The following is a 23,107-nucleotide window of genomic DNA, read 5'->3' as shown; positions in this document are numbered from 1 at the left end:
ACCCTCGGAAAGTCAAACCTCAGGCGTCAGTAAGTTTTCTATACAGGGTAGCATAACCATTCATCATTATATAGGATTATAGACAGATGTACAATCCATCTGTCTGTTTTGCCGTGCAAAAAAACAGATAACAAAATGAAAAAAGCAAAATACAAGTGAGATTTTACCTACTTGCATTCTGCTTTTTTTTAATTTTTTAAATTAACTTAATGACATTGCCCTACGGCCCTCTTTTGCTCACACATTTATTTTGAAAGGATTTTCACAAAAAATCTACTCTGCCTGTTTATTGATAGTCCATGACATCAATCCATTTCATTAGAAATTCTTTCTCTAATTCATTATTTTTTGAAAGCTGCGCTGCTGCAACGATCGGAAGCCAGTGCTGCACATACTGTCTCGCAGTATCTGTCTGTTTACAGAATTCTTTCAGATACAGTTCTGCTTTCTTTTCATCGTTCAGTGCAAAGAGGAGATACGTCATTGCTGCATCGGCACTTGCATTTCCTCTTGTTGCATGGGCCCAGTCCACAATTGTCATAGTTCCGTCTTCTGCTACAATCACATTACTTGGATTAAAGTCTCCGTGGCAAAGCTTTGTATGCTTTGGCATCGCTTCCAGTCTTGTCAAAAGCTCATAACGGGCTGTCGCATCCAATTCTTTCAATCCGTTGATCTGTCTTGTCAGCTTCATTTTCATATTCGTCAGAAGTGGGGCAGATTTCTTATGCACTTCTGTCTGAAGCGCTACAAACTGCTTCATGTATTCTTCTAATTTCTCCGGATGTTCCTGCATGAGCTCTTCCATTGTCTTTCCTTCTTTATATTCAAACACAAGCGCCCATTTGCCATCAACCTGCGTTACTTCACAGAGTTTTGCCACCGGAATTTCTGCCTCTTCTACTCTTGCTGTCTCAAGAGCCTCATTAAAAATATCTGACTTTGGATGTGTTGCCTCAAATAATTTTACGATTTTATCATCACAGCGATAAACTTTCTTGTAAGGACGTTCCACAATTAAAGTACAAGTTTCTAAATTCATAGTAATACCTCCTGGCGTATACGTTTCTGAATGATTCTATTATAGTTCCTTTAGTTTCCGTAGTAAACTTTCAGATACATTTCTTTGATTTCTTTCATCAGTGGATATCTTGGATTTGCTCCGGTACACTGATCGTCAAATGCCTGTTCTACCATTTCATCTAATGTATCAAGGAAATATTTCTCGTCAACACCATATTCTTTAATTGTCTTCTTGATACCAACAGCCTCTTTCAATTCCTCAATCTTTACAAGGAATTTCTCAAAAGTTTCTTTATCGTCTTTTCCAACAACTCCACAGAATCTTGCACATTCTGCATAGCGTTCCAATGCATGCGGATACTGATACTGTGAAAATGTTCCCATCTTAGTTGGCACATCTGTTGCATTAAATTTCATCACTTCTGTGATTAAAAGTGCGTTAGCCACACCGTGCGGCAGATGATGGAATGCACCTAATTTGTGTGCCATAGAATGACATACGCCGAGGAATGCATTTGCAAATGCCATACCTGCCATACAAGATGCGTCTGCCATCTTTTCCCTTGCGATTGGATCGTTCGCACCATTTTCATATGCTGACGGAAGGTATTTGAAAATATTTTTCATTGCTTTTAATGCAAGACCATCTGTATAATCTGTTGCCATAATAGATGCGTATGCTTCTAATGCATGTGTCAGTGCGTCAATACCGGATGCACTTGTCAGTCCCTTTGGCTGGCTCATCATATTATCCGCATCAATAATCGCCATCTTCGGAAGCAGTTCATAATCTGCCAGCGGATATTTTACTCCTGTTTTCTCATCTGTAATAACCGCGAATGGCGTTACCTCAGAACCAGTTCCTGATGATGTCGGAATTGCTACGAAATAAGCTTTTTCGCCCATTTTCGGGAATGTGTAAATCCTCTTTCGGATATCCATGAAACGCATTGCCATATCAAGGAAATCTGCTTCCGGATGCTCATACATTACCCACATAATCTTACCTGCGTCCATAGCAGAACCACCGCCAAGTGCGATAATCACATCCGGCTCAAAAGATCTCATTGCCTCTGCTCCGGCTTTGGCACATGCAAGTGTCGGATCCGGTGCTACATCATAGAAGCATGTATGCTGGATTCCCATCTCATCCAGTTTCTCTTCGATTCCTTTCACATAGCCATTATGATATAAGAAGCTGTCTGTAACGATAAATGCTTTCTTCTTACCCATTACATTTCCCAATTCATCTAATGCAACCGGCATACATCCTTTTTTAAAGTATACTTTCTCAGGAACTCTGAACCAAAGCATATTTTCTCTCCTCTCAGCAACTGTTTTATATTGATCAAGTGTTTTACTCCTACATTTTCTGATACAGAGTTACCGCCCCAGGAACCGCATCCAAGTGTCAGTGACGGAGCCAGTTTAAAGTTGTAAAGATCACCGATACCACCCTGAGAAGATGGTGTATTTACTAAAATACGACATGTTTTCATTGCTGCTGCATGTTTTGCAAGCTTTTCTGTTTCAGCCGGATTAATATAGATAGAAGATGTATGACCATATCCTCCGTCAGCAACTAACTGCTCTGCTTTTGCAAGTGCTTCGTCAAATGTTTTTGCTTTATACATGGCAAGTACCGGGGATAATTTTTCATGAGCAAATTCTTCTGAAATGTCGACAGATTCTACTTCACCAATCAGAATTTTTGTATCTTCCGGAACGTTAACCCCTGCAAGCGCTGCAATTGTATGGGCAGTCTGTCCAACAATCTTTGCATTTAATGCACCATTGATGATAATTGTTTTTCTTACTTTTTCAATTTCATCTTTTTTGAGGAAATAACATCCTCTCAGAGCAAATTCCTCTTTTACTTCTTTATATACATTTTCGAGAACAGTTACAGACTGCTCAGAAGCGCAGATCATACCATTATCAAATGTCTTTGAGTGGATAATCGAGTTCACTGCCAATTTTACATCCGCAGTATCATCAATGATAACCGGTGTATTTCCTGCACCAACACCAAGAGCCGGTTTTCCTGAAGAATATGCTGCTTTTACCATTCCCGGACCACCTGTAGCAAGAATAATATCCGCACTCTTCATAACTTCATTTGTTAATTCCAGTGACGGCACATCGATCCAACCGATGATTCCCTCCGGCGCTCCTGCTTTTACTGCTGCATCCAGTACAACTTTTGCAGCTGCAATTGTAGATGCTTTTGCACGCGGATGCGGGCTGATAATAATCGCATTTCTTGTTTTTAATGAAAGCAATGTTTTGAAAATTGCTGTTGATGTTGGGTTTGTTGTCGGGATTACCGCCGCAACAAGACCGATCGGCTCTGCAATTTTTTTAATTCCATATACTCTATCTTCTTCAATCACGCCGCATGTTTTTGTATCCCGGTATGCGTGGTAAATGTATTCGGAAGCGTAATGGTTTTTGATTACCTTATCTTCTACAATTCCCATTCCCGTTTCTTCTACCGCCATTTTCGCCAACGGGATTCTCATTTTATTTGCTGCCATAGCAGCCTCAAAAAAGATTTTATCTACCTGTTCCTGTGTATAGCCAGCAAATACTTTCTGTGCCTCTCTCATGGCATTCATTTTTGCTACAAGACTTTCAACATTATCAATAATTTCTGGTACGATTTCTGCTTTCTTAGCCATCTTAACATCCTCCGTAATTGATTGTTTCTTCCTTACAGTTGCCATTATATTGCTTTGTTATTTTTTTGTCAATACTATATTGATATTTTTTTAACGTAAATGTTAATTTTATATCAAGTTAATTTTATTGACAAACTCAAAGCTATAGAATATAATATATTGAATAAAAAAATTTGCACTGCATTTTATCTACAGTACAAACTGAACAGGCAGTAATCAGATTGATTATGTGCCGGGTCACTTACATTTCGTATTTTCGTGACAGCAGACAGCATAGCATCTGCGGGACAGTAGTTACATGACAACTACCCGACCGCGGATGTTTTTTTTATTATATAGGAGATTCCTTCGGGATCCTGCATAATAAAAAACACACTTCATATTTTAGGAGGTTTCTTATGACACCACAGACAACTGCACAAAACCCGAATACTTCTGGCAGCAAATTAAGTTCAGAAGAAACAAAAGCAATCGTAAACCGTGTCTCCTTTGTGGGGATTGCGGGCAATATTATTCTCTCCGCGTTTAAACTGTTTGCCGGAATCATCGGTCATTCCGGCGCTATGGTTTCCGATGCGGTCCATTCCCTTTCAGATGTATTTGCTACCTTTATTGCTCTGATTGGCGTTCGCCTGTCCCAACACGGCGCTGATAAAGAACATCCTTATGGTCATGAACGGCTTGAATGTGTCGCTTCCCTGATCCTCGGAGGTATCCTTCTCATTACCGGAGCCGGAATCGGTATCTCCGGCATGGAGAAAATCTTCTCCGGAAACATCTCCGGTCTGGAAGTTCCGGGAGCAATCGCTCTGGCTGCTGCCATTGTTTCTATCGTAGTAAAAGAGGCTATGTTCTGGTATACACGCTGGTATGCCTTGAAAATTAATTCTTCTGCCTTTATGGCAGATGCATGGCATCACCGGTCAGATGCATTTTCATCCATCGGTTCTCTGATTGGTATCGTCGGCGCCAGACTCGGATTCCCCATTCTGGATCCAATCGCCAGTGTCATTATCTGCATTTTTATTCTGAAAGTAGCCATTGACATTTTCCGGGATGCGATTCGCAAAATGACTGACAGTTCCTGCGATGATCAGTTCGAAGAACAAATGCGTCGTTTCATTCTCGCCCAAGACGGTGTACTTGGCATTGATCTTCTGCGCACCCGCATGTTCGGCACAAAAGTCTATGCCGATGTGGAAATTGCTGCAGATGGAAACCGTACACTGAATGAAGTCCATGATGTGGCAGAACATGTTCACGATGGTCTGGAAGAACATTTTCCTGATTTGAAACATGTCATGGTACATGTTAATCCTTATCAAAAAGAAACATAACTTCTCACGAAAAAACAAAAATACTTCAGGAGATATTACGTTATCAACTGAAGTATTTTTTCATGCCACTTTTTACATAGCTTCTATCGATATTTACTTGCTTCTTTAATTCTTGTCATTGCACGGGACAACGACGCCTGTGAAATATGATATTCCTGTAGGCTCTGTTTCTGTCTTAACTGTTCTTCTGCCCGCTCTTTTGCTTCCTGCGCACGACGAATATCAATTTCTTCCGGTTTTTCTGCCGACAGTACAAGTACAAGAACACGATTGTTAATGATCTGTGCAAATCCTGAGCTGACCGCTGCTTCGATCCACTCTCCGTCTTCTTGTTGGATTTTCATAACACCGTTTTCAATAGCAATAATCATATTTTCATGGTGTGCAAGAATCCCTTTCTCACCATCCAACTCCGGAAGCACAAGAGAACGGCATTTGCCTTCATAAAAGATACGATTACTTGCAACCACTTTTACAGAAAATAACTGCATATTTATTCCTCCCACCGAATTATGACATCGGCTCAGAAGTATTCTTTGCCTTCTCGATTACATCTTCCAGCGTTCCCACATTGAAAAATGCCCATTCCGGATATTCGTCCATCTCGCCATCAAGAATCGCTTTGAAACCGCGGATCGTATCTTTTACAGATACATATTTCCCCGGGATGCCTGTGAAATTCTCTGCTACATGGAATGGCTGGGAAAGGAATTTCTGAACTTTTCTTGCACGATATACGAGAAGTTTATCTTCTTCAGACAGCTCTTCCATACCGAGAATTGCAATGATGTCCTGAAGTTCTTTATATTTCTGAAGAATCTCCTGAACTCTTCTCGCTGTTTCATAATGCTCTTCTCCCACAATTTCCGCCTCAAGAATACGGGAATTGGATTCCAACGGATCTACAGCCGGATAGATTCCCTGCTCCACAATCTTTCTCGACAATACGGTTGTCGCATCCAGATGAGCAAACGTTGTTGCCGGCGCCGGGTCTGTCAAGTCATCTGCCGGCACATAGACTGCCTGAACGGATGTAACAGAACCATTTTTTGTGGAGGCGATACGTTCCTGAAGTTCACCGACTTCCGTTGCCAGTGTCGGCTGATACCCTACTGCGGAAGGCATACGGCCAAGCAGTGCGGATACTTCCGAACCCGCCTGCACATACCGGAAAATATTATCAATAAAAAGAAGTACGTTCTGATGCTCCTGATCACGAAAATATTCCGCCATTGTAAGACCGGTTTCTGCCACTCTCATACGGGCTCCCGGCGGCTCATTCATCTGTCCGAAAACTAAAGCAGTCTTCTCCAATACACCTGATTCTTTCATCTCAGACCAGAGATCATTTCCTTCTCTGGAACGCTCTCCAACTCCGGTAAAAATCGAATATCCGCCATGTTCTGTAGCAATATTTCGGATTAATTCCTGAATCAACACAGTTTTCCCGACACCTGCTCCACCGAACAATCCGATCTTACCACCTTTTGCATACGGCGCAAGAAGATCAATTACTTTGATTCCGGTTTCCAGAATCTCAACGACCGGACTTTGTTCTTCAAAAGTAGGCGGCTCCCGGTGGATACACCAATGTTCCTCATCTTCAAGAGATGTGCCGCCGTCAATACAATCTCCGAGGACATTAAACAGACGGCCGAGTGTCGCTTTTCCTACCGGAACCTGAATTCCGCTGCCGGTTGCTTTTACATCCATTCCGCGGCAAAGCCCTTCACTTGCCTGCAGCATAATACAGCGCACGATCCGGTTTCCAATATGCTGTGCAACTTCCATAATGCATCGTTTTCCGTCATTTTCTACCTCCAGGGCATCTTTAATATCCGGGAGGCTGCCTGTGGCAAATTCTACGTCAACGACAGGTCCCATAACCTGTACAATTTTACCTACGTTCACAATCTTTCCTCCTGTCTGTCAGTGTTTTGACTTCTGTGCGCGGGCGCCTCCGATTACCTCTGTGATTTCCTGTGTAATCGCTGCCTGCCTTGCACGGTTATAAATAATAGATAGTTCCCGAAGCATTTCTTTCGCACTTTTTGTAGCTGCTTCCATTGCCATCATTCGGGCATTCTGCTCACTGGCAAAGGATTCTACCAATGCTCCGTAAATAAATCCGGTCAGATAATTCGGAACAATATAATCAAGCACAACTTCCGGAGATGGGGAAAAGTTAATTTCCTCCATCAAAATTCCCTGCGGAATTTTTGTGCTGCCAAAATCTGCCTTCTCAAGCGGAAGAATCTTCAGCATTTCCGCTTCTTCTTTCACAGCGCTTTCCATCTGTGTATAGATTACATAAATTTCATCCAATTCCTGCTTCTGATACAGATCAAGAACGGTTTCCATAATCACCCTTGCCCGATGCATCGTTGGATTTTGTGCTGTATAGTGAAAATGTGTGGCAATCTCTACACCTTTCTTTTCGAAATAATGATGTCCGATCTGCCCTACAATAAATAATTTATGCGGTTCCTTTTTCTCAAGCTGCTTTTCTGCAAGTTTGATTACATTATGATTATATGCTCCTGCCATTCCCTTATCCGCCGTAATGACAATATAGCCTTTCTTACGCTCTTCCGGCTTTTTCTCCCGCCCCTGATCAAAATAGATATGCTCCATATCCGGGACATGTCTAAGCAGTCGTCCAAGCGCTGTTTGCAGATTATAGAAAAATGGCTCAGTCTCGCTTAACATCTTCTTTGCCTTTTTTACTTTTGAAGAAGAAATCATATACATCGCATTTGTAATTTTCAGCGTATCTTCAATGCTGTGCATCCTGCTCTGTATTTCTCTCATACTTGCCATAATATCACCTGCTCTTAAACGCTTTCGCTTCTGCCACGATTTTTTCTGCCAGCTCGTTTGTCAGAACTTTCGTTTCTTCCAATTCTTGTACAATTTCAGGAGCATTTCTCTTCACATAATCTAACAGATCCATTTGAAATGCTTTAATTTTCGATGGTTCTATCCCGAGCATTACTTTATTCGTTGCTGCGCAGAGTGTAATTACCTGTTCTGCCATTGTCAATGGGCGATAAAGCGGCTGTTTCAACAGCTCCATCAAACCATTTCCATACTCAAGTAATTCTTTCGTAGCCGGATCAAGATCGGAACTAAACTGGGTAAACACTTCCATTTCGCGGAACTGTGCCAGGTCAATACGAATACTTCCGGCTGCTTTTTTCATTGCTTTTGTCTGTGCTGCACCACCAACTCGGGACACCGAAAGCCCTACATTGACTGCCGGACGCATTCCAGCAAAGAAAAGACTGCTTTCCAAAAAGATCTGTCCATCTGTAATAGAGATCACATTGGTCGGAATATATGCAGATACATCCCCTGCCTGTGTCTCTATAATCGGAAGGGCCGTGATCGAGCCACCTCCAAGCGCATCGCTTAGCCGACTGGAGCGCTCAAGCAGTCTGGAATGCAGATAGAATACATCCCCCGGATATGCTTCCCGTCCAGGAGACCGCTCTAATAACAGCGACAAAGCCCGGTATGCAACCGCATGCTTTGACAGATCATCATATACGATCAGCACATCTTTTCCCTGGTACATAAAGTATTCCGCTAATGCTGTTCCTGCATATGGTGCAATATACTGTAAAGAAGCCGGATCACTGGCAGTTGCTGACAATACAATGGAATATTCCATCGCATCATACTTCTTTAACGTCGATACAATCTTTGCTACGGTCGATGCTTTCTGTCCAATGGCTACATAGATACAGATCACATCTTTTCCTTTTTGATTCAATATTGTATCAATGGCAATCGCCGTTTTACCCGTCTGACGATCTCCAATGATTAGTTCGCGCTGTCCTCTGCCAATCGGAAACATGGAATCAATGGCAAGAATTCCCGTTTCCATCGGTACACTGACTGATTTCCTGTCTACGATCCCCGGTGCTTCCTGTTCAATCGGACGATATTCGTCTGCCTCAATTTCTCCCTGACCGTCAATCGGTTCTCCGAGGGCATTGACAATTCTGCCGACAAATTGTTCTCCGACAGGAATACCGGCTTTTTTGCCGGTACGCGTTACTTTTGTTCCTTCTTTAATTCCGACATCTCTGCCAAATACAATGCAGCCGATTTCATTCTGCCGGATATCCTGGACCATTCCCTTGACACCATTTTCAAAAATAACAATCTCTCCATACATCGCATGATCCAGACCGTAGACAGTTGTTATTCCGTCTCCAACCCAGATTACCGTGCCGACTTCCTGGTCCCTTGTATATAATTCATAATCTTTGATCTCACTTTTCAGGATTGAAATAATCGCTTCTGAACTGATTGAGCTCATCTGGCTCACCTCCGGATTAATTTTTGCTCTAACTGTTTTATTCTTCCCCGTATGCTCCAGTCAAATTCTCTTTCGCCTGCGCGAAGCACAAATCCGCCGATCAGCTCCCGGTCTTCCAGAAGCTTTAATTCCACACCCCGACATCCATATCTCTCTTTCAAAAATACTTTGAATTTTTCTTTTTGTTCCTCTGTCGGCTCTGTTACATAAACCAGCGTTGCCTGCAATATATTTCTCTGGCTTTTTGAATAGGTCTGGTATACATCAAAAATCTCTCTGATCTGTCTCATTCTTCCATTTTTACAGACCGTCTTAAGAAAATTTTTCATCTGATCTGTAAACAGATCTTCTATTACTGCGTATTTTTCGTTCAACGGAATTACCGGATTAGCTAGTGCATCCCCTAGCTCCGGTACATTCTGAAAATACGTTTCTGCCTCCATGACAATTTCATCAGGAATTTGAAGCTCATACAAAACTTTTGCGTAATTAATTACCGTCTGTGTCATCCGCTTCACCTGCTTTTACTAAAAATTCATCATACAACGCCAGGTTATCAGCATCTTTTGTGCCTTTTCCTGCAATTTTTACTGCCGCGTCAAGGGCAAGTTCCGCGATCTCTGATTCCATTTCACGGATTGCCTTCGCCCGCTCGATCTCAATATTTTTCCGAGCATCCGCAAGCACTTTTCCTGCCTGCTCATCTGCTTCAGTCACAACTTTATCATAAGCTGCCCGGGCATCTTCCTTTGCCCGGTTAATAATCTTATCTGATTCTGCCTGTGCAGTTCCAATCTGCAGCTCATATTGACGTTTTAATTTATCTGCTTCCAACTGTGCAGTGCGGGCTGAAGCAAGCCCTTCCTCAATGATTGCTTTTCTCTGGTCCATAATCTTAGTAACCGGCCCGATCAAAAATTTTCTCAAGAGTAAATAGAGAACGATTAGGTTGACAACGGTAAAGATAAGGTTCCAAACATCTAATTTCAGCACCTTATTCACCTGCCTTTCTCTACTCTCTTTCTTAACCTAAAAACAGAATGATCACAAGTCCAATAATAAATCCATAAATCGCTGTTGCTTCTGCAAGAGCGCATCCAAGCAGGAATGATTTACTGATCTTACTCTCTGCTTCCGGCTGTCTTGCAATTGCGTCTACTGCCTTTCCTGTTGCGATACTAATTCCAAGTCCTGCTCCGATTCCTGTAAGAACTGCTACTGCTGCTCCGATTGCGATAATTGATGTCATAATAATTTCTCCTTTTCTTTTTCAACTTATTCTACTGCTTCTTTAATAAATAGTGATGTTAAAAAAACAAACACATAGGTCTGGATCAGACCATCAAAAATGTCAAAATAAAAACTAAATGGAACCGGAACGATTACCGGAACGACAATCTTAATCAGTTCCATAACGACAAACGAACCAAGCACATTTCCAAACAAACGCATACACAGCGAAAGTGGTTTGATAAATATCTCCAGTACGTTGATCGGAAGAATAATCGGAATCGGCTCTGCAAAACTTTTCAGCCATCCTTTTACTCCTTTTTTGTGTATTCCCGCATATTCGATCAGAATAATGCTCATCAGCGACAGGGCAAGTGTGACATTCAGATCCTTTGTAGGCGCCTTGAATCCAAACAACCCGATCAGGTTCGCAACCCCGATATACAATGCAACGGTGATCAAATAAGGAATATATCGAATTCCTTCTTTTCCCATGATGTCTTCAAAAAAATCATGAATCCCACCGATGGCTGTTTCCAGTGCAAGCTGCGTTCTGCTTACATTTTCTATCTTCAGATTTCTGACGAAAATGATCGACAACAGCACAAGCGCTGCCATGATAATCCATGTGACGACCACTGATTCCATTATCGGAATACCGCCAAATATTGGAATCGTAAATACGGTTTCACAATTCAACTCCTCAATTAATTTTTCTGAAATGACTTCCGTATGCTTCCCTTCCTTTCTGCATTTACCGCATTACTGGACCGCCAACAGGAAATTCGCTTGTTTTTTGGTCCGGATTGTATTATACTACAATTATTTCCATAAAGATAATTAAATATTTTACATTTAACCATTGAATTTTTCTATTGATAGAGGTGTTTTACTATGTCTGCAAGCTTTGAACATTATAAAATTTTCTACTATGTTGCCAAATATAAAAATATTACTGCCGCCGCGAAAGTACTCTATCTTTCTCAGCCGACTGTCAGTTATGCTATCCAGAGTCTGGAAAAAGAACTGAATTGTCCGCTCTTTATTCGATCAAAAAAGGGGGTGACACTCACCCCCGAAGCAAAACTTCTTTACAAACATGTAGCCAAAGCATGCGCTCATATTTTTAAAGCCGAAGAAGAACTCCACGCAATTTTAAATCTGACTTCCGGGACACTCCAGATTGGCGCAAGTGAACTCGCGCTTCACCGCTATCTGCTTCCTTATCTGGAACGCTTCCGCCATGTTTACCCAGATATCAAACTTACAATCAATACACTTTCCGCTCCAGATGCTATCACTGCATTGAATGCCGGATTAATCGACTTTGCTGTAATCGTAGCTTCTCCTTATGAAACTTATCCAGAACTTGAAGTCACTGAACTGACAACCTTTCAGGATGTAGTCGTTGCCGGCTCCAAGTTTTCTTTTCTTGCTAACCGCGAACTTCATCTTTCTGATTTGATGAATTATCCGATCATCACGGTCACACAGGGAACTTCCACCAGAAAATATCTGGAGCAGATTTTCTTAGAACACGATCTGATTCTGAAACCGGAAATCGAAGTGACCACTACAGAGCTGATCGTCCCTATGGTCATCCGGAATCTTGGAATCGGAATTATTCCATCCCGTTTTGCATCTGCAGCTCTTACAGAAGGAAATCTGTACTTCCTAAATATGCAGGAATACATTCCTCCCCGCAATATCTGTCTCGTCCGCAACGAACAGCATCCTCTCTCTGTTACCGGTCAGAAATTTGTAAAATTACTTTCTTCCTCCAAAGAAATCTATTCTTAATGCGTTCCTCGCTTCCTTCCGTCGTTTCCTTTTCTGATTAAGAACCTTCTCCCCGAAGTCGGCAGCCCTCTCCGGCTGCCAGCTTCGGTATATCATCCGCCTGCCTTTTAACGTTTCCAGATAAATTTCATACTGTACATTGGTCCAAACTGTGAATAATATGAATCCAATTCCACTGTACATGGTTTTCCATCCAGCAATATCTCACATGTTCTTCCCTTCGTCAGAAATTCTACTGTCTGATGATTCTTTTCACAGTAGGATCGGATCTGATTACAGAATTCTTCCACACTTTCCGGTTTTTCCTCCAGATCAACCAATAATGTCTTTGTTCGCCCCTGACGCCCATTCAAAACATTTGATAATTTCCAAACAGAATGATAATCAAGAATATAGAAACCAAGCAGAATCACTGCATCTAATATGCAAATAATTCTAAGCGGAGTTGTTTTTGACAGAACTGCTCCAAGCAAAAATATGAGCGGCATGATATTACCAATCATGTAAATCCCTGACGCACCTTTCATACAATATTTCCAAAAACTGTCCTTCTTTGGTGTCCGTGTATAAAGATAGAAAAATAAAATCCCGACTCCGACATAGGTAAGAAACATTAGTCCAAACCATGGCATAACTTCTTCCACAAACTTCACATTACTCTGTCGTCCAAGATAAATTACATTGCTGACAAACATTGCCCCGCCAATTCCGGTTCCATAGGACAATATCTCTCTTTTTTCTTCTTTAATTCTGTTTTTCATAAGCGCTCCTCCCAGATTCTTTCGCGAATCTCTCTTAAATATTTCCTGGAAATGTATACTTCATCGCCCGTTGAAAATTCTGCCGTCATCATTCCTCCCGGTTTGATGATACTCTTTTACCAGTTGTAAATTTATAATCGCTGATTTTGAAACCCGGACAAAATATTCCGGCAGTTCCCGTTCCAATATATAGAGCCGTTTCCGCGTCATATAGCATCCGCTCTTGGAATGAACCTCCTGCACGTCCCCCATCGTTTCTATATAATAAATCTCCCGGCAGCTCAAACGGCAAATCGTATCTTCTTTTTGACAGATCAGCTGTTCTTTCCGAAATTGCTCTTCTTCAACATATTCTGCCAATTGTTTGATTCCTTCATCTTCTTCATGGACAAATAGTCTTGCCTCCTCTTCCTGCTCTCGTGGAATCCGTTTAATGAGTATTTTCATCGCTCTCCCTCCTTTTCCTACATTATAAGAAAAAGCTCGTATAAAATCTACCAAATCCCGGTAACTGGTATTTTTATCTCCTTAAGTGGACACTAACAAAGAAGCTGCCAGCAATTTACATTACTGACAGCTTCTCCTATTAAAAAGGGATTAAAAAATTGTATTTTCTTTTACTTTTTCTTACTTACAGAGTTTTTTGAACTCATCAGCTACAAACTGTACTTTTGTTCCTACAATAACCTGAACAGAAGTTTTACTTGGTCTGATTACACCTGCCACACCAGCAGATTTAATTTTCTTCTCATCGATTAATGTATAATCTTTGATTTCCAGACGAAGTCTTGTAATACAGTTATCAATAGATGTAACGTTAGCTTTTCCGCCTACACCTTCCAGAACGATCTTAGCGATTGCTGTAAAATCATCATTTGCAAGAGTTACTTTTGTTTCATCTAAATCATCATCTTCACGACCCGGTGTCTTCATATCAAATTTCACAATAACAATACGGAAAATAATGAAGTAAACAACACCTACTGCAAGGCCGATCGGGATTAATAATAACGGGTTCTGAGCAAACGGCGCTTTGAAGCTCAATGTCCAGTCAATAAGACCGGCACTGAAGTTGAATCCTGCCCGCACCGGAAGCGCTGCAACAACTGCCATAGAGATACCTGTTAATAATGCATGTACAACATACAGTGCCGGAGCAAGGAACATGAATGAGAATTCCAGAGGCTCTGTAACACCATTTAAGAAAGAAGCGATTGCTGCTGACATTAAAAGACCTGCTGCAACTTTTTTCTTTGTATCTTTTGCTGTGAAATACATTGCAAGAGCTGCTGCCGGAAGACCAAACATCATTACCGGGAAGAAACCTGCCATGTACATACCTGTCTGTCCAAGAACTCCACCGTCAGCATTGCCCCAGAACTTAGCGATATCGTTAATACCTGCTACGTCAAACCAGAATACAGAGTTTAATGCATGGTGAAGACCGAATGGAATTAACAGACGGTTGAAGAAACCGTAAATACCTGCTCCGATCGGACCAAGTTTCATAATTGTTTCACCAACTGTAATTAATACATTGTATACGATTGGCCATACAAAGAATAAAACTAAACTGGATACTAAAGATGCACCTGCTGTAACAATTGCTACACATCTCTTTCCACTAAAGAATGAGAAAGCATCCGGAAGTTTTGTACTCTTAAATTTGTTGTAAACTGCTGCTGCAATTAAACCACAAAGAATACCGATGAACTGTGTCTGTGTTTTACCAAATGCCGGATCTACTTTTTCAACAGCTGTACTTGTAAGCATTGCTACAACATCTGTTGAAAGAAGTGTTGTTGTCATGATCCAGGATACAAGTCCGGCAAGTCCGGCTGTACCATCATTATCATCTGCCATACCAACAGCTACACCGATTGCGAACAGAATCGGCATCTGGTCGATCAGACATCCGCCACCTTTTAATAAAAATGCTGCGATCGCACTGTTTGCACCCCATCCTGTTGGGTCAAGCCAGTAACCTAATCCCTGAAGAATGGCTGCTACCGGAAGACAAGCTACCGGAAGCATGAGAGATTTTCCTAATCTTTGAAGATATCTCATCATAATATCATTTCCTCCTACTCTTTCCTTAATCCCTTTTGCTTCACAATGGAAACAGTTTTCTGCCGCCATTATTTATTTTACACCGGTATTTCTCCGGCAATAAAATCCATTATTATTTTAATGTAATTTCTACTACATCATCTCCAGGCATAACTTCTTTTTCGAAGATTCCTTCTACCTTTGCGTACTCATCTGTGTTGCAGACAACTACCGGAGTAATGATGTCATATCCTTCTGCTTTTAAGAAATCCAAGTCTACTGTCAGCATCAGATCTCCTTTTTTTACACTGTCACCTGCTTTTACATGTGCTTCAAATCCCTGTCCTTTTAGATTTACAGTATCAAGACCTACATGAACAAGAATCTCAACTCCATTTTCAGCAACCATGCTAATTGCATGCAGTGTATCAAATACCATCGCGATTTCTCCATCTGCCGGTGCATAAATTTTTCCTTCTGACGGAAGTACTGCTACACCCTGTCCAAGCATTCCGGAACTGAATGTCGGATCATTTACATCCTGAATATTCACTGCTTTTCCTTTTGCCGGTGCTCCAAGCATGTATCCGGCTGCTTTTTTCTTTTTAAAAATTCCTAACATATCTTCCTCCTGTTATTCATATTCATAATAATCTGCAAATTTCATGCGGTGTAAGGTTTCTTCTTCCGACAACCATCTGTTGCCTCCAAGAGATGCTTCCTTTGCTCCGCTGGCATCTATGTATATTGTCTGTCCATCTATGGAAACAGCACACAATACATACATTTCTTCGCTCCACTGACTTGTCCAGCTTCCCATTACAACATGCGATTCCATTCCGGCTCTTTCAAAAAGCTCTGATAAAATCTTAGCATATCCAAGTATACTGGCCTTTCCTTTTGTCAGCGCTGCCAAATGATTATAAGGATAAATCTGATCTAACATTTCTCCCATATGTTTCAGTTCTTTTGCTTCTGACGCTGTGTCATCTGCCAATTCCAAGTGTTCGTCCAGCCACCCCAGGAAATAATCTGCTGTTGATTTTTGACCGGCTCCCTCCGGCAAACCAGCAACGATTTCATTCAGAATCTTGTCAGTCTCTTCCATTGTCTGGCAGATTTTTGTTTCTTTCTCCGAATCATTTACCGAAAGCTCTTCTGCAATCTTATCTGCATTCACAAGATAACCTTCTTCATCAAACCGTCCGGATACTTCAATTCCCTTTGCGCATGATAAAAACAATACTATTTTTTCAATCTTTTCTTCAGTCACTCTGAGAATATCCTTCTCTTTTTGAAGAACGTATTCATATTCTCCAGTCATAGGAATATCAACAAATCCATAGAAAAATGGATTACGGTCATATTCCAACGCGGTTACAATCCTTTGATATTCTTTTCCATCAATCGCTTGCGGAAGTGTCAGGATTCCTCCTTCCATATTCGCCAAATGCTCTTTTAGAAACTGATATACTTCTTCTTCTTTCTTCGTCAGCTGCTGTTCATAAAAGTCACTTCTGACTGCTTCAGCACCTCTCGGCAGATCTTCCAACTCATCATAGACTGACTTTGATGTTGCCATTTTCCTTTGCCAACCAAAGAAAATGATAAGCAGGACAACAATAAATCCTATTCCGATTGCCGCTTTTTGGTGTTTGCGAATATAATCCATCATTTTCCTTACCTCTATTTTTTCTCTTCAGCAGATGCAATCATCCGCTGGACATGGATTGCAAGAAATCCCAACTCTTCCGGATACATACTTTTTTGCATCTTACGGCTCATATTCCTGCATACTACTTCTGCAATTCTTCCTGCATTTGGATAATTTAGCCTTACAAATTCATTCAAATCCAGATTCACAGCTTCTTCTGTCTTCATACGGACAATCATATAATATAAATGACTCATCAAACGAATATAAGCCAGTGATTCTTTTTTTATTCTACTTCCAATAGATTTTTCAATAATGAGCATACTCTCATCAATAATCTGAGTTGTCCGAAGCGTATCTGACACTTCTTCATTTGAAAGTCCTGAATGAATATGAAGAGCAATAAAGCCTGCTTCATCATCCGAAATCCGGTATCCTGTCATTTCCTGAATAATCTTCCGGCTTTCCATCGCAACCGCAAATTCTTTCCCAAATAATATTTTAATATCTAAAATAAACGGGTTCGGAAGAAAAATATTCTCCTGCTCTCTCTTTGCCGCAAAAGCAATATGATCTGCTAACGGTAAAATAATATCCCGGTTGACACTGCCAAATACTTTTTCTGCCTCACTTATAATCTTTCCTGCCACTTCGATATAAACCGGATCGATCGTATTTACTACATGCATCGCAGAACTTTGCTCCTGCCGCACAACCGGCGTATATACTTGAACTTTCTCATCACTGTCAACATAGTCTCCTGCTTTCTTTCCAAAACCGATGCCTTTCCCAAGTAAGATTCGTTCACTCGCCGTTTCGCTGTCCTCTGCCAGCAGTGCATTGTTATTTAATATTTTTAAAATGCAATACATGTTAAAACATCCTTTTCTGCAGCATCTTTATACTGCTAAGAATAAAAAAGGGCATAAACATCCCGACTTCATCCAAGTACTTTATGAATAAAATCGGATAGTTTATGCCTGCTTCACCAGTAACACACCATCAGCATTTATGAAATTAAATGCGCTTCATTCATCTGATTTTCAAATATATTTACACTATATAATATTTCTTTCAGAATAACAATTCGCATTTTTGCCTAAAATCTTTCATATTTTTTGTGCATAATTTTAGAAATTCTTAAGATTTACCGTAATTTCTTATTCATTTGCAGTATTTTCAATCTGTGAAAGACCTGTTGCCTTTTGAACAGCATGTACAATCAGACACACTGCCGCTACGACTGCCGCTACACCAACCCATCCAAGTCCAAGTGAATACAGAGGCAGTTTGTGGAGCAGATTACTGATTACTTTTATCTCTACTCCTGCATTTCCCAACGCATATAGCACACTGACAACACCAACCGCTCCAACTGTACAAGAATACATATACGGAATCTCTTTAATGAAAGAATCACACAGTCCAAGTACGATCAGAATAATCGCAATTGGATAAATGGCATCCAATACCGGTACTGAAATACTGAGAATCACGTTCAATCCCTGATTACAAACAATAAATGAAAATCCTGAGATCAAATACACCCATTGTTTATAAGATATTTTCTTTGTTAAAGTTGAAAAATACTGTGAAATAGAAGTAATTAATCCTACACAGGTTGTCAAACATGCCAGCGTAAAAATAGCTGCTAGCACAACTGCTCCCATATCTCCAAAAAGCTGATGAACAATACCACGCAATGTCCATGCACCATTCTCTTGGAGCGGAATCACACCGGAAGATGCCATTCCCATATAAGCAAGAATCAAATATACTGCTGCTAAAATTGTTCCGGCAAAAATCCCGGTCATAACCGTATATCGCATTACATATTTCTTTTCCTCAATACCAAGTGTCTGAATTGTTGTTGCAATCACAAGACCAAAATTCAAAGCCGCAATCGTATCCATTGTCAAATATCCTTCCAGAAATCCTTTAACAAGTGGATTTGACTGATAACTCTCCTGCGCCGGAACAACATCTACCGTTCCTCTCAGCAAAAAGTTTACAAATACAAATAACAATAAACACAGTAAAGATGGCGTTAAAAACTTTCCAATGCGTTCTACCAGTTTCTTCGGTGTCATTGCCAGCCATCCTGCAATCAGGAAAAATACAAGCGAGAACACTAGCATAAATACCGTAAGATTTGCATCTTCCGGCAGATATGGCGCTACTGCCATCTCAAATGGAAGGGAAGCTGCTCTTGGAATTCCAAGTCCCGGTCCAATGGAGAGATAAATAAGTACGGTAAACAGCATTGCAAAAACCGGGTTTACCTTTCTCGATAGTTTCTCCAATCCGTCAAAACGTGCTACTACAATAACCCCAAGTACCGGAAGCGCTACTGCTGTAATTAAAAATGTAGCAATCGCCAATGGCGTATTTTCTCCGGCATTCTGTCCAAGAAATGGTGGGAAAATCAGATTTCCTGCTCCAAAAAACAGTGAAAACAACATAAAACTTACAAGTAATACTTGCTTTTTCTTCAAATTCATTTTTAAGTCCTCCTCATAAAATTAATAACCTTACTGGAAAAAACATTCTCGCTGAAACAAAAAAAATCGCCCTTATAAAAGGACGATTTTGTTCGTGGTACCACCTTAATTCCCGGAAATATTCCGGCTCATTCCCGCATCTGACAATGCGTATCACCTATAACGTGGCTCTACTCCGGCTCCCCTACTTACGTTCAGTTTGCTTCTCAAGGATGATTTCATCATTCCGGTTCATCAGCAGCTTCCACCACCCGCTGCCTCTCTGTAGATTCTACTGAAAGATTACTTGTTCCTGTTCAAACGAATTTTCCATACTGTATTGATTGATTGTATTATAGACTATATTCTAATTATTTACAAGTCTTTTTACTATTTTCTGCAATTTTATTTTTTTACGCCAAGTTGTTTTTCATAATCATTCATCGCTTTGACTGCCTGGGAACCAAGCGGGAACAAAGCGATCATATTAAATACCGTCATAAGCCCAACGCCAATATCTCCCAGATCCCATACAAATGTATAAGCCGCCATCCCGCCAACAAAAAGCATAACTAAGGCAAGAATCTTATAAAGTGTCTGCGATGTCCAATTATCTCCAAATAAGTATGCCACATTCGGTCTTGCATAAAATAAAATTCCGATAAATGTAGAAAAACTAAAGAGCCAGAGAATTGCCGCAATAAAAATCACACCGAACTCTCCCAGATGAAACTGCATCGAAGCCTGCAAAAGATCCATTCCTTCCAGACCATTTGTTAATTTTTCCGGTGTCAGAAGCATGATCATTGCAGTACAGCTGCAGATTACAATGGTATCGATAAACACACCAAAAGCCTGAAGAAGTCCTTCTTTGGCTGGATGATCGATGTCCGCTGCTGCCGCTGCACAAGGTGCAGAGCCTGAACCGGCCTCATTAGAAAAGAGTCCTCTTTTCGCTCCATTCATAATAACAGCTCCGATTCCTCCGGCTGCGACCTGACGGATACCAAATGCTTCTGTAAAGATCTGCTTAAATACAGATGGCAAAAGAGCCGCATTCTTAATTGTAATAAAAATCGTCATAGCAAAAAAGCAAACAGCCATAATCGGTACGACAATATCAAGTACTTTTACCGTTGCATTCTTTCTTAATACAATGACTGCTGCCACAGCAACAAGTGCAATTGTCGTATAAAGCGGCGGAATGTGGAACGCATTTTCAAATGCGGAAGAAACAGAATTGCCAACTACCTGGCTAATACCACACCAACAGATCAAACCGGATAATGCAAAGAGTACCGCAATTACAGAACGTTTCTTCTTGCTTCCTTCTTTCACAAACAGATGGTGGATATAATACGCCGGACCGCCTCGATAACCTCCGTATAACGGATCCTTTTCCTTATGCAATTGTGCAAGCGTCGCTTCTACAAATGCAGTAGAAGAACCAAGAAGTGCAATTACCCACATCCAGAAAACAGCTCCTGCTCCTCCTGCTGAGATTGCAGCAACAACTCCAACGAGATTTCCCATTCCGACGCGGGTTGCCGTAGATACAATCAACGCTTGTACTCCTGAAATTGCTCCTTTTTGCTGTACATTTTTCTTTTCCAGTACAGCTTTTATCATCTCCGGGAAAAGCCGAAATGGAAGAAATCTTGTTTTTACCGTAAAATAGATTCCTGACGGAATTAAAATCATTACTAACAGTGAAAGTCCAAGCGAACTTCCTCCCGGAAGCGGGATTGTAATCAGATCCCCCCACAATAACTGATATGCCTTGCTGATCAGTGTTACGATCATCTGACCTGCCTGTTCCAATAAATCCATAATTCATCCCCCTGTAAAAATTCATTGTCATTCCTGTTCTTATAGTATATAGTAGAAAATAGAATCTGTAAAATTGATAGTTATAATAATAAGCATCTATTTTTTCGATAGTGAGGTATTTTTTATGGAATTGAAAAACTTAATCACATTTATACACGTTGCAGAACTTTGCAGTTTTACAAAAGCAGCAGAACGTCTCGGATTCTCCCAGTCAACCGTTTCCTTTCAGATTCGTCAACTGGAAGAAGAGCTGAACCTTCGCCTTTTTGACCGAATCAATCATACCGTAGTCCTTACAGCCAAAGGCCGTGAAGTACTGAACTATGCTCATCAAATAAATAAATTAACCCAGGCCCTAAAGTCCAATATTCAAGATCCAAAGAATATCAGCGGTTATGTCCGTCTGGCTACTGCCGATTCTCTTTGTACTTCTCTCCTCTCAAGTAACTTTGACGGTTTTCGAAAACAATATCCCGGGATTTCCCTTAAAATTGAAACCGCCGGGACAGAAGAAATCTTTCAACTGCTAAATCAAAACCAGGTAGATGCCGTTTTAACACTTGACAATCACATCTATAATACAGACTATGTAATTGTGCGTGAAAAAAAAGTCCAAACCCACTTTGTTGCAGCGGCAAATCATCCTCTCTGCCGCAAATCGAACCTTTCTATTCAAGAACTAATTGCACAGCCATTTATCTTAACCGAAAAAGGAACGAGTTATCGGCGGATGATGGAGGAACGCCTCGCAGAGATCTCTCTGGCCGTCCATCCGGTTCTTGAAATCGGAAGTACCGAATTGATCTGTACCCTTGTAAGTCAGGGAATCGGCATTTCCTTCCTTCCGGATTATGTCACTGAGAAAGCAGTTTCCTCCGGCAGTCTTTCTCATCTGCCTGTAGAAGATTTTGAAATTGATGTCTGGAAACAGCTCCTCTACCATTATGACAAATGGGTTTCGCCGCAAATGGAATCGGTTCTCAATTACTGTATTGAAAAAGAATTTTAGCTTAACGGGCCGCAACAAGCTCCGTGAATTTCTGCATCTGAGGCGTTACCCATTTGCTGTGATGATAAAACAGCTGACTGTACATCACAACCTGCGGAAGATTTGTGTAAACCTGCTGTAAAGTTTTTTGCTCCAATGCATCTTTCACGGTAAATTCCGGCAGAAACGAATATCCCATCCCCTGTTTCAATAATTGAATGATGGTATCTGTATTTCCAGTTTCAAGAATTGGAATTACTTCCAGTCCATATCCTGCCAGAAGACGCTCCAGTTCGTACTGATATGCCGCTCCCATTTCTGTCAGGATAAATGGCTTTTGGATCAGTTCTTCAATCGGCACCATCCTATGATGATTCTTCTCTTGACGATAACAGGTCACAAATACAATCTTATCTTCTTTTTCTGCCGCGCATTTCCACTCTGATTTGCAGATTTTTCGATCCAGTGTATAAAGCAAGTCAATTTCATTTTGCCTTGCCATCTCCATCAGTTCTTCGGTTGTCCCTGATTTTAGTACAAACTTAATTTTCGGATATTGCTTATGAAAGCAGTGAATGATCTCTGGAAGAATTGCTGTACTAACAGACTCCACCCCGCCAATCCTCAATGTTCCTTCCATTTCACGCTCTGCATTTGCAAAAGTCAGCGCCTGATTCGTCAATTTCATAATTTCATTGGCATAGGTTGTAAACTCCACTCCCCGTTCTGTCAGAGTAATTCTTTTTCCGATCCGCTCAAACAACTGTGTTCCCAGCTCTTTTTCAAGCTGCCGGATCTGAACTGTTACCGCAGACTGCGAATATCCCAACTGGTCAGCTGCTTTTGAAATATTCTGTGTTCCTGCCACCTTCAGAAATGTACTAATATTCCTCAACTCCATATGAAGCACCTCTTATTAAATATTTTAATATATATTATCAAATAAG

The 23,107-nt window shown here is 40.9% G+C and carries 21 protein-coding genes, 1 pseudogene, 1 riboswitch and 1 other annotated feature; of the genes and pseudogenes, 3 read left to right on the top strand and 19 right to left on the bottom strand.

The window, feature by feature from the left end; genetic code table 11:
* Positions 1 to 286: 286 nt before the first annotated feature.
* Both DWX73_RS09805 and adhE read right to left on the bottom strand, forming a co-directional pair.
* On the bottom strand, positions 287 to 1,042 hold the full coding sequence (locus DWX73_RS09805) for a phosphotransferase family protein (protein ID WP_118348611.1): 756 nt from the start codon (positions 1,040 to 1,042) through the stop codon (positions 287 to 289).
* 50 nt (positions 1,043 to 1,092) lie between these two features.
* Positions 1,093 to 3,704: pseudogene (gene adhE, locus DWX73_RS15575) on the bottom strand (bifunctional acetaldehyde-CoA/alcohol dehydrogenase).
* A 191-nt stretch (positions 3,705 to 3,895) separates the two neighbouring features.
* Positions 3,896 to 3,997, top strand: a riboswitch (NiCo riboswitch).
* A 105-nt stretch (positions 3,998 to 4,102) separates the two neighbouring features.
* On the opposite strand from adhE, the gene DWX73_RS09795 reads away from it, so the two are divergent.
* The gene (locus tag DWX73_RS09795) at positions 4,103 to 5,041 is read left to right on the top strand and encodes a cation diffusion facilitator family transporter (RefSeq protein WP_118348610.1); all 939 of its coding nucleotides are present in this window, start codon (positions 4,103 to 4,105) and stop codon (positions 5,039 to 5,041) included.
* A gap of 83 nt (positions 5,042 to 5,124) precedes the next feature.
* Here the strand turns inward: DWX73_RS09795 and atpC are convergent, their stop codons facing one another.
* The 8 genes from atpC to DWX73_RS09755 are packed head-to-tail and all read right to left on the bottom strand — an operon-like array spanning position 5,125 to position 11,321.
* Positions 5,125 to 5,532, bottom strand: a complete 408-nt coding sequence (gene atpC, locus DWX73_RS09790; protein ID WP_118348609.1) for an ATP synthase F1 subunit epsilon — start codon at positions 5,530 to 5,532, stop codon at positions 5,125 to 5,127.
* 19 nt (positions 5,533 to 5,551) lie between these two features.
* Positions 5,552 to 6,952, bottom strand: coding sequence for a F0F1 ATP synthase subunit beta (gene atpD, locus DWX73_RS09785; protein ID WP_118348608.1), 1,401 nt, complete (start codon positions 6,950 to 6,952; stop codon positions 5,552 to 5,554).
* A gap of 18 nt (positions 6,953 to 6,970) precedes the next feature.
* Entirely contained in the window at positions 6,971 to 7,861 is an 891-nt protein-coding gene (gene atpG / locus DWX73_RS09780) for an ATP synthase F1 subunit gamma (protein WP_118348607.1), read from the bottom strand.
* Positions 7,862 to 7,865: 4 nt separating this feature from the next.
* Positions 7,866 to 9,368, bottom strand: a complete 1,503-nt coding sequence (atpA, locus tag DWX73_RS09775; protein WP_118348606.1) for a F0F1 ATP synthase subunit alpha — start codon at positions 9,366 to 9,368, stop codon at positions 7,866 to 7,868.
* A 5-nt stretch (positions 9,369 to 9,373) separates the two neighbouring features.
* Complete coding sequence (gene atpH / locus DWX73_RS09770; RefSeq protein ID WP_118348605.1) at positions 9,374 to 9,877, bottom strand: ATP synthase F1 subunit delta; 504 nt, start codon at positions 9,875 to 9,877, stop codon at positions 9,374 to 9,376.
* Positions 9,858 to 10,361: a F0F1 ATP synthase subunit B gene (atpF, locus tag DWX73_RS09765; protein ID WP_118348604.1), complete on the bottom strand. Its 504-nt coding sequence runs from the start codon at positions 10,359 to 10,361 to the stop codon at positions 9,858 to 9,860. Before atpF ends, atpH begins: the two co-directional genes overlap by 20 nt.
* A gap of 31 nt (positions 10,362 to 10,392) precedes the next feature.
* Complete coding sequence (atpE, locus tag DWX73_RS09760; protein ID WP_118348603.1) at positions 10,393 to 10,617, bottom strand: ATP synthase F0 subunit C; 225 nt, start codon at positions 10,615 to 10,617, stop codon at positions 10,393 to 10,395.
* Positions 10,618 to 10,643: 26 nt separating this feature from the next.
* Entirely contained in the window at positions 10,644 to 11,321 is a 678-nt protein-coding gene (locus DWX73_RS09755; RefSeq protein WP_442871990.1) for a F0F1 ATP synthase subunit A, read from the bottom strand.
* A 171-nt stretch (positions 11,322 to 11,492) separates the two neighbouring features.
* Between DWX73_RS09755 and DWX73_RS09750 the strand changes: the two genes are divergently transcribed.
* Positions 11,493 to 12,398 carry a LysR family transcriptional regulator gene (locus DWX73_RS09750; protein ID WP_118348601.1) on the top strand — a complete coding sequence of 302 codons (906 nt, stop codon included), beginning with the start codon at positions 11,493 to 11,495 and terminating at the stop codon, positions 12,396 to 12,398.
* A gap of 107 nt (positions 12,399 to 12,505) precedes the next feature.
* On the opposite strand, the gene DWX73_RS09745 is transcribed toward DWX73_RS09750, so the two are convergent.
* The 8 genes from DWX73_RS09745 to DWX73_RS09710 form a co-directional block, all read right to left on the bottom strand.
* Positions 12,506 to 13,159, bottom strand: coding sequence for a DUF4318 domain-containing protein (locus DWX73_RS09745; RefSeq protein ID WP_118348600.1), 654 nt, complete (start codon positions 13,157 to 13,159; stop codon positions 12,506 to 12,508).
* A gap of 60 nt (positions 13,160 to 13,219) precedes the next feature.
* Entirely contained in the window at positions 13,220 to 13,606 is a 387-nt protein-coding gene (locus tag DWX73_RS09740) for a LytTR family DNA-binding domain-containing protein (RefSeq protein ID WP_242996819.1), read from the bottom strand.
* Positions 13,607 to 13,786: 180 nt separating this feature from the next.
* Positions 13,787 to 15,229 carry an N-acetylglucosamine-specific PTS transporter subunit IIBC gene (gene nagE, locus DWX73_RS09735; RefSeq protein WP_118348614.1) on the bottom strand — a complete coding sequence of 481 codons (1,443 nt, stop codon included), beginning with the start codon at positions 15,227 to 15,229 and terminating at the stop codon, positions 13,787 to 13,789.
* A 112-nt stretch (positions 15,230 to 15,341) separates the two neighbouring features.
* Complete coding sequence (locus DWX73_RS09730) at positions 15,342 to 15,830, bottom strand: PTS sugar transporter subunit IIA (RefSeq protein WP_118348599.1); 489 nt, start codon at positions 15,828 to 15,830, stop codon at positions 15,342 to 15,344.
* Between the two features lie 12 nt (positions 15,831 to 15,842).
* On the bottom strand, positions 15,843 to 16,883 hold the full coding sequence (locus DWX73_RS09725) for a hypothetical protein (protein WP_242996817.1): 1,041 nt from the start codon (positions 16,881 to 16,883) through the stop codon (positions 15,843 to 15,845).
* An 11-nt stretch (positions 16,884 to 16,894) separates the two neighbouring features.
* Complete coding sequence (locus DWX73_RS09720; protein ID WP_118348598.1) at positions 16,895 to 17,734, bottom strand: PRD domain-containing protein; 840 nt, start codon at positions 17,732 to 17,734, stop codon at positions 16,895 to 16,897.
* A gap of 288 nt (positions 17,735 to 18,022) precedes the next feature.
* On the bottom strand, positions 18,023 to 19,363 hold the full coding sequence (brnQ, locus tag DWX73_RS09715; RefSeq protein ID WP_118348597.1) for a branched-chain amino acid transport system II carrier protein: 1,341 nt from the start codon (positions 19,361 to 19,363) through the stop codon (positions 18,023 to 18,025).
* Positions 19,364 to 19,438: 75 nt separating this feature from the next.
* Positions 19,439 to 19,673, bottom strand: a binding site (T-box leader).
* Between the two features lie 74 nt (positions 19,674 to 19,747).
* The gene (locus tag DWX73_RS09710) at positions 19,748 to 21,145 is read right to left on the bottom strand and encodes an alanine/glycine:cation symporter family protein (RefSeq protein ID WP_118348612.1); all 1,398 of its coding nucleotides are present in this window, start codon (positions 21,143 to 21,145) and stop codon (positions 19,748 to 19,750) included.
* Between the two features lie 151 nt (positions 21,146 to 21,296).
* On the opposite strand from DWX73_RS09710, the gene DWX73_RS09705 reads away from it, so the two are divergent.
* Complete coding sequence (locus DWX73_RS09705; protein WP_118348596.1) at positions 21,297 to 22,181, top strand: LysR family transcriptional regulator; 885 nt, start codon at positions 21,297 to 21,299, stop codon at positions 22,179 to 22,181.
* A gap of 1 nt (position 22,182) precedes the next feature.
* Here DWX73_RS09705 and DWX73_RS09700 read toward each other — a convergent pair whose 3' ends face one another.
* Entirely contained in the window at positions 22,183 to 23,061 is an 879-nt protein-coding gene (locus DWX73_RS09700) for a LysR family transcriptional regulator (protein WP_118348595.1), read from the bottom strand.
* Between the last annotated feature and the right edge of the window lie 46 nt (positions 23,062 to 23,107).

It is taken from the genome of Coprococcus sp. AF21-14LB, from assembly GCF_003458885.1.
Lineage (GTDB): Bacteria > Bacillota > Clostridia > Lachnospirales > Lachnospiraceae > UBA9414.
This window is presented reverse-complemented; position numbering and strand designations above follow the sequence as displayed.

Excerpts from the sequence above, each read along its gene's own strand:
- DWX73_RS09805 (WP_118348611.1), bottom strand. The coding sequence starts at position 1,042 with ATGAATTTAGAAACTTGTACTTTAATTGTGGAACGTCCTTACAAGAAA.
- DWX73_RS09795 (WP_118348610.1), top strand. The coding sequence starts at position 4,103 with ATGACACCACAGACAACTGCACAAAACCCGAATACTTCTGGCAGCAAA.
- atpC (WP_118348609.1), bottom strand. The coding sequence starts at position 5,532 with ATGCAGTTATTTTCTGTAAAAGTGGTTGCAAGTAATCGTATCTTTTAT.
- atpG (WP_118348607.1), bottom strand. The coding sequence starts at position 7,861 with ATGGCAAGTATGAGAGAAATACAGAGCAGGATGCACAGCATTGAAGAT.
- atpA (WP_118348606.1), bottom strand. The coding sequence starts at position 9,368 with ATGAGCTCAATCAGTTCAGAAGCGATTATTTCAATCCTGAAAAGTGAG.
- atpH (WP_118348605.1), bottom strand. The coding sequence starts at position 9,877 with ATGACACAGACGGTAATTAATTACGCAAAAGTTTTGTATGAGCTTCAA.
- atpE (WP_118348603.1), bottom strand. The coding sequence starts at position 10,617 with ATGACATCAATTATCGCAATCGGAGCAGCAGTAGCAGTTCTTACAGGA.
- DWX73_RS09750 (WP_118348601.1), top strand. The coding sequence starts at position 11,493 with ATGTCTGCAAGCTTTGAACATTATAAAATTTTCTACTATGTTGCCAAA.
- DWX73_RS09745 (WP_118348600.1), bottom strand. The coding sequence starts at position 13,159 with ATGAAAAACAGAATTAAAGAAGAAAAAAGAGAGATATTGTCCTATGGA.
- DWX73_RS09740 (WP_242996819.1), bottom strand. The coding sequence starts at position 13,606 with ATGAAAATACTCATTAAACGGATTCCACGAGAGCAGGAAGAGGAGGCA.
- nagE (WP_118348614.1), bottom strand. The coding sequence starts at position 15,229 with ATGATGAGATATCTTCAAAGATTAGGAAAATCTCTCATGCTTCCGGTA.
- DWX73_RS09730 (WP_118348599.1), bottom strand. The coding sequence starts at position 15,830 with ATGTTAGGAATTTTTAAAAAGAAAAAAGCAGCCGGATACATGCTTGGA.
- DWX73_RS09725 (WP_242996817.1), bottom strand. The coding sequence starts at position 16,883 with ATGATGGATTATATTCGCAAACACCAAAAAGCGGCAATCGGAATAGGA.
- DWX73_RS09720 (WP_118348598.1), bottom strand. The coding sequence starts at position 17,734 with ATGTATTGCATTTTAAAAATATTAAATAACAATGCACTGCTGGCAGAG.
- brnQ (WP_118348597.1), bottom strand. The coding sequence starts at position 19,363 with ATGAATTTGAAGAAAAAGCAAGTATTACTTGTAAGTTTTATGTTGTTT.
- DWX73_RS09710 (WP_118348612.1), bottom strand. The coding sequence starts at position 21,145 with ATGATCGTAACACTGATCAGCAAGGCATATCAGTTATTGTGGGGGGAT.
- DWX73_RS09705 (WP_118348596.1), top strand. The coding sequence starts at position 21,297 with ATGGAATTGAAAAACTTAATCACATTTATACACGTTGCAGAACTTTGC.
- DWX73_RS09700 (WP_118348595.1), bottom strand. The coding sequence starts at position 23,061 with ATGGAGTTGAGGAATATTAGTACATTTCTGAAGGTGGCAGGAACACAG.